The sequence below is a fragment of the Aeromonas sp. Prich7-2 genome (genome assembly GCF_017939255.1).
Taxonomy (GTDB): domain Bacteria; phylum Pseudomonadota; class Gammaproteobacteria; order Enterobacterales; family Aeromonadaceae; genus Aeromonas; species Aeromonas caviae.
On record NZ_JAGKRI010000286.1, the window covers coordinates 1 to 6286 of the forward strand.

Here is a 6286-nt window from a genome sequence, read left to right on the forward strand (position 1 = left end):
GCAGTGGATACTGAACATGCTGAAGCAAAACAAATCACGTAATCTAAGCATGGCCAACAAGCGCAGGCTCTGCTGTCTGAATGAACAATATTTGTTCGAATGTATGGGGTTGTTCAAAGTATAAACACTGATGCGTCAGCCCTGATGGAGACGCCCGGCAGGTTAACGCCTTTGTTCTCGCCCAGGTCACCGTTGTTCAGCACTTTACAGATAACTTCGCGCTCGGTGATTTCGATGACGTCCAGACCGATCAGGCCGTCATCAACCAGGATGCGGTTGCCGACGCGCAGATCGTTGGCGAAACCTGCATAGGTCACCGCCACTTTGTCTTTGTTGCCAACCACGGTCTGGTCGGTGGTGAAGATGAAAGTCTGGCCAGCGACCAGCGCGACGTCGTTGCCGCCTTCCAGCTTCATGGTACGGATTTCCGGACCCTTGGTGTCCAGCAGGATAGCTGCGTGCTTGCCGGTCTCGGCCATTACAGCGCGCAGGTTGCTGATGCGGCTGCCGTGCTCGGCGTAGTCACCGTGGGAGAAGTTCAGGCGCATGACGTTCATGCCGGCGTCCAGCATTTTGGCCAGCATTTCTTTGGATTCGGTCTTCGGACCGATGGTGCAGACAATTTTGGTCTTTTTCATTTTTGAGTTCCTAGTTTTATTTAATTTCTACAAGCACCATCAGTTGACCGACAAACATAACAATCAGCCTTTAAGCCAGAGACTGTCGGATACTCGGCTTCGACTGCTGCGATCACCTCGGCCACTTTCTCCGGGCGCAGCAGGGCGACCACGCAGCCGCCGAAGCCGCCGCCGGTCATCCGCACGCCGCCATCTGTGCCGATCCTGGCCTTGATGATCTCCACCAGACCGTCGATGGCGGGCACTGTGATCTCGAAGTCATCGCGCATGGCGGCGTGCGACTCGGCCATCAGCTCGCCGAGGCGGGTCAGATCGTGGCTCGCCAGCGCATCGGCGGCCGCCAGGGTGCGGGCGTTTTCACCGACGATGTGGCGGGCACGGCGATAGCAGGCCTCATCCAGCCCGGCTTTGCCCGCTTCCAGTCCGGCCAGATCGAGGTCGCGCAGCGCCTTGACCCCGTAGTGACGGGCGGCCTCTTCGCACTGCTGGCGACGGGTGTTGTATTCGCTGTCCACCAGACCGCGGCGCACATTGGAGTTGACGATCAGCACCGCCAGATCCGCCGGCATGGGGATGAGGCGAGTCTCCAGCGAGCGGCAGTCGAGCAGCAGGGAATGATCGGTTTTGCCGCTGGCGGAGATCATCTGATCCATGATGCCGCAGTTGCAGCCGACGAACTTGTTCTCCGCCTGCTGGCCATTGAGGGCGATCTCGGCCTGACTGATGTCGAGCCCCAGCGCCTCTTTGAAGGCCTGACCGATCGCCACTTCCAGCGAGGCGGAGGAGGAGAGTCCCGCCCCCTGCGGCACGTTGCCGGAGACCACCAGATCGAGGCCGCGCAGGGTATAGCCGCGCTCCTGCAGATATTTCACCACGCCGCGGATGTAGTCGCTCCAGCGCTGGCTGGGGTGGTGCTCGATGGGCTGGTCGAGGTCGAACTGGTCGCGCTGATTGTCGTAGTCGGCGGCGATCACCTGTACTTGCCGGTCATCGCGCAGGCCGATGGCAACGCAGGTCTCGTAGTCGATGGCGCAGGGCAGCACGAAGCCGTCGTTGTAGTCGGTATGTTCACCGATGAGGTTGACGCGGCCGGGGGCGCGCACCAGCAGATCGGGCGCTTTGGCAAATTGCTCGGCAAAAACGGTGCTGACACGTTGGTTGGGGGTCATAGGGCCTCCTCATTGGTGTGGCTGGTCTGGGTGTAGTGAATGGGGCTCAGAGCGCGCAGCCGCTCGGCAGCCTGCTCGGGGGTAAGGTCGCGCTGGGTTTCGGCCAGCATCTCGAAGCCGACCATGAATTTGCGCACGGTGGCGGAACGCAGCAGTGGCGGATAGAAGTGGGCATGCAGTTGCCACGCCTCGGGGCAATCCGATTTGGGCGGTGCAAAGTGCCAGCCCATGGAGTAGGGGAAGCTGCACTCGAACAGATTATCGTAGCGGCTGGTGAGCTCCTTGAGCGCCACTGCCAGATCCTGTTGCTGGGCCTTGGTCAGGTTGAGCATGGAGGGGACGTGCGCCTTGGGCAGCAGCAGGGTTTCGAACGGCCAGGCGGCCCAGAAGGGAACCACGGCGAGCCAGTGCTCGGTCTCCACCACGATGCGCGAGCGATCCGCCAACTCCCGCTCCACATACTCCAGCAGCATGGGGCGGCCATGCTCGGCCAGCCAGTCACGCTGGTGCTGCTCTTCGCGGGCGATCTCGTTGGGCAGGAAGTCGCTGCCCCAGATCTGGCCGTGGGGGTGAGGGTTGGAGCAGCCCATGACTGCCCCCTTTGTTTTCAAAGACCTGCACCCACTGCCACTGGGCCGACAGCTCGGCGACCTGATCCATCCAGGTGGTGATCACCCCCTCGATGGCGGGCAGCGGCAGCTCGGGCAGGGTCTTGCCGTGGTCCGGCGAGAAGCAGATGACCCGGCTGGTGCCGCGGGCGGCTTCCAGCTTCAGCAGGGGATCGCTGGCGCTATCGGCGGCCGGGGTATCCTGCATCAGGGCGGCGAAGTCGTTGGTAAAGACAAAAGTGCTCTTGTAGTCGGGGTTGATGTCGCCAGTGACCCGGGTGTTGCCCGCGCAGAGGAAGCAGTCGGGATCGTGGGCTTGCTTGGGGGCCTGACTCACCTTCTCCACCTGTCCCTGCCAGGGGCGTTTGGCCCGGTGGGGGGAGACCAGCACATACTGGCCGGTCAGCGGGTTGAAGCGGCGATGGGGATGATCGACGGGGTTGAACATCATCTCTCCTGAATAATGTATTGAAAAATAAAGTCGTTTATTACCGGGGAGCAGGCAGACCTACTCTTCGTAACCGTTCGGATTGGCGGATTGCCAGCGCCAGCTGTCGGCGCACATAGCGTCTATGTCCCGGGTCGCCTGCCAGCCCAGCTCACGCTGCGCCTTGGCCGGATCGGCCCAGCAGGCGGAGATATCGCCCGGGCGGCGCGGTTCGATGCGAAATGGCAGCGGCTTGCCACAGGCGGCAGAGAAAGCGGTGACCAGCTGCAACACACTCTGGCCCTGGCCGGTGCCCAGGTTGTAGGTGTGTACACCACCCTTGCCGGCGCAGTGTTGCAGTGCCTTGACGTGCCCCTCGGCGAGATCCATCACGTGGATGTAGTCGCGCACGCCGGTGCCGTCCGGCGTGGGGTAATCGTTTCCAAAGACCGACAGGCAGTCGCGACGGCCGATGGCCACCTGGGTGATATAGGGCATCAGATTGTTGGGGATCCCTTGCGGGTCTTCACCCATAGTGCCCGAGTCGTGGGCGCCGACCGGATTGAAGTAGCGCAGCAGGGTCATGCTCCAGTGGGGCTCGGCCAGCTGCAGATCTTCGAGGATCTCCTCGATGAGCAGCTTGGATCGCCCGTAGGGGTTGGTGGCGCAGCGAGGGAAATCCTCGCGGATCGGCAGGCTAGCGGGATCGCCGTAGACGGTGGCCGAGGAGCTGAACACCAGATTGTGCACATTGGCCCGCTTCATCGCCTGCAGCAGGGTGAGGGTGCCGCCGAGGTTGTTTTCGTAGTAATCCAGTGGAATGCGGGTCGATTCACCGACCGCTTTGAGGGCGGCAAAGTGGATCACTGCATCGATCTGTTGCTCGGCGAAGATCCGCTCCAGCAGGGCGGCATCGCGAATATCCCCTTGATAGAACTGGGGTTGCTGGCCGCTGATGGCGGCGACTCGGGCCAGCACGCTGCGCTTGCTGTTGCCGAGGTTGTCGACCACCACGGGATTCATGCCTGCCGCTTGCAGGGCCAGACAGGTGTGGCTGCCGATATATCCGCAACCGCCGGTGACTAGAACATTCATCTTGCTCTCCATATAAAAACATTGGTAACAGTCTAAACGAGAGGCCTCGACGTAAACTGTGAGCTCATCTACAAATCAGTGTAAGCGGTTACACTAATTTAGTGTGAGACTACATTGCAAGATCATTTTTCTCTATTTTTTTCAATTACTTTCAAGGGTATAATAGTGTTTAACTATAATGTGAAAATGAGTGAAAACAGTATGAGTACCATCAAGGACGTCGCTCGGTTAGCCAATGTATCGGTGGCAACGGTCTCACGAGTGATGAACAATTCGCCAAAAGCCAGCGCAGCGTCCCGGGTCGCAGTGCAGAGAGCAATAACTGAGCTTGGTTACACTCCTAATGCAAATGCCAGGGCCCTAGCTAACCAGTGTTGTGATACCTTTGGTGTTGTTGTTGGGGACGTGGCGGATCCCTTCTTTGGGGCATTGGTGAAAGGTGTAGGCACTGTTACTACGGAGCAGGGGCTGCATTTGTTGATGGGAAATGGACGACATACAGCAGACGCTGAACGGGAAGCAATAGAGTTGTTGATTGCTCGCCGTTGTGAAGGGCTTGTTGTACATAGCAAGGCATTATCTGATGACGAATTGCTGCAATATGCTGAGCGCATTCCTGGTTTGGTATTGATTAATCGTTACATTCCAGCTCTTCAGGTGCGTTGTATCGCATTGAATAACCAGCAAGGAACCACGTTAGCCACTCGGCATGTATTGGCGCAGGGACATGTCAAAATTGCTTATCTGGGTTCAAATCGACCTATCGAGGATGCAGAGTCACGCTTGAATGGTTATCGGGATGCATTGATATGCGCAGGGATTGCTCCAAGTGATGAGTTGATTGAATTTGCCCAACCAAATGAAGAAGGGGGGGAGCAGGCGACGCTGAACCTACTCGCCAAAGGAGCAAAGCTTACAGCTATAGTAACCTACAATGATGCTATGGCGGCAGGCGCCCTCTCTGTACTGGCTGATAATGGAGTCAAAGTTCCGGAAGAAGTGTCCGTGATAGGCTTTGATGACATTATCTATGCTCGATATTTGCGTCCTAAACTAACGACTATGCGTTACCCTATTGAGTTGATGGCAGCTCAGGCCACAAGGTTATCACTTGCCTTGATTCGTGGGGAGTCTTCACCCGAGCACTCTCGTATATATACACCACTTCTAATAAATCGTCAGTCAGTCGCTCGTCCTATGTCGGAATGACAACTTGTTAGTTTTCCCCGCGGCATAAGTCAATCATTTTGTGTGCTAATAACTAAATAGCTGTTCCGAATAGTAGATCACAGGAGGAAGGGAACTCAGTCCAGTTTGTGCGATCTCATTAGGCGCGAAACAAAACAAGCCACACCAAAAGGACTGAGTTGATGCCTATCCTACCACCCCTGCCACGACCACAACGGCGCCGCATTCACAAAATCATCCATGCCACGCGTGATAAAGGGCATGCTCGTCGCTTGATGGCCATCTTGCTGTTACATGAAGGACGCACGATCACTGATGTTCATCACCTTACCGGCGCTGCTCGCTCGACCATCGGCCGTTGGCTTCGGTGGTATCGGGATGAAGGTGTGGGGGCGTTAGAAGCCTTACCGGCTGGCCGTGCCCCGATCTTACCTGTCGCCAAGATTGTCACCTTACTGGTGCTGCTCATGCAGTTTTCTCCGCAAGATTTTGGTTATCAGCGCAGCCGCTGGTGTACCGAACTATTGGCTATCAAAATCAATCGGTTAACAGGCCTCAATATGGCAGCCTCCACGCTCCGTCGATGGTTACCGCGTATGGGCATTGTCTGGCGAAGGCCCGTGCCGACCTTGCGGATAAAAGACCCAGCCTATCAGGAGAAAATGGCGGATATCGACGCTGCGCTGGCCCGCTGTGATGCCGATAATCCGGTGTTTTATGAGGATGAAGTCGATATAGACCTCAATCCCAAATTAGGGGCCGACTGGATGTTCAGAGCGCAGCAAAAGCGGGTTGTCACGCCGGGACAGAACGCGAAACATTACCTGGCAGGCGTTCTCCATGCAGGCAACGGAAGAGTGCTTTACGTCAGTGGGATAAAGAAAAACTCATCCCTGTTTATCGCCATGCTGGAAAAGCTGCGTCGCCACTACCGACGAGCCAAAACCATCACGCTGATCCTCGATAACTACATCATTCACAAAAGCAAACAGACCGAGCGATGGTTGAAGAAAAAGTATCTATTCACCAGGACGGGGTTGACGGCATCAGTTCTGCCGGGATGGGATAATCTGTCTTCTCGATGCACGCCCTGACCACGGCCCTCAACCACTCCTGTGGGCAGCGGCCCAATCGCTTGCCGGTCTCCACCAACGACAGGAT

Annotated in this window: 3 protein-coding genes and 4 pseudogenes; 3 read left to right on the top strand and 4 right to left on the bottom strand. The window is 57.3% G+C overall.

The annotated features are described in order from the left end of the window. Window positions 1-124: pseudogene (locus J9892_RS21675) on the top strand (ISAs1 family transposase); the annotation flags it as partial. A gap of 16 nt (window positions 125-140) precedes the next feature. Here J9892_RS21675 and J9892_RS21680 read toward each other — a convergent pair. From J9892_RS21680 to galE, 4 genes and pseudogenes are all read right to left on the bottom strand, one after another. Further along, window positions 141-638, bottom strand: a pseudogene (locus tag J9892_RS21680) (pyruvate kinase); the annotation flags it as partial. Window positions 639-658: 20 nt separating this feature from the next. Beyond that, complete coding sequence (galK, locus tag J9892_RS21685) at window positions 659-1807, bottom strand: galactokinase (RefSeq protein ID WP_021141162.1); 1149 nt, start codon at window positions 1805-1807, stop codon at window positions 659-661. Beyond that, window positions 1804-2863 (bottom strand): annotated as a pseudogene (locus J9892_RS25250) (UDP-glucose--hexose-1-phosphate uridylyltransferase). The gene galK and the pseudogene J9892_RS25250 overlap by 4 nt, the downstream one beginning before the upstream one ends. Window positions 2864-2923: 60 nt before the next feature. After that, on the bottom strand, window positions 2924-3937 hold the full coding sequence (gene galE, locus J9892_RS21695) for a UDP-glucose 4-epimerase GalE (protein WP_021141160.1): 1014 nt from the start codon (window positions 3935-3937) through the stop codon (window positions 2924-2926). A gap of 201 nt (window positions 3938-4138) precedes the next feature. Here galE and J9892_RS21700 point away from each other — a divergent pair, with 201 nt between their 5' ends. Beyond that, entirely contained in the window at window positions 4139-5146 is a 1008-nt protein-coding gene (locus J9892_RS21700; protein WP_082030023.1) for a substrate-binding domain-containing protein, read from the top strand. A 161-nt stretch (window positions 5147-5307) separates the two neighbouring features. After that, a pseudogene (locus J9892_RS21705) lies at window positions 5308-6138 on the top strand (IS630 family transposase); the annotation flags it as partial. Window positions 6139-6286: the final 148 nt, after the last annotated feature.

What these genes read in the sequence shown, in the direction of transcription:
- galK (WP_021141162.1), bottom strand. Translation starts at nt 1,807, where the DNA reads ATGACCCCCAACCAACGTGTCAGCACCGTTTTTGCCGAGCAATTTGCC.
- galE (WP_021141160.1), bottom strand. Translation starts at nt 3,937, where the DNA reads ATGAATGTTCTAGTCACCGGCGGTTGCGGATATATCGGCAGCCACACC.
- J9892_RS21700 (WP_082030023.1), top strand. Translation starts at nt 4,139, where the DNA reads ATGAGTACCATCAAGGACGTCGCTCGGTTAGCCAATGTATCGGTGGCA.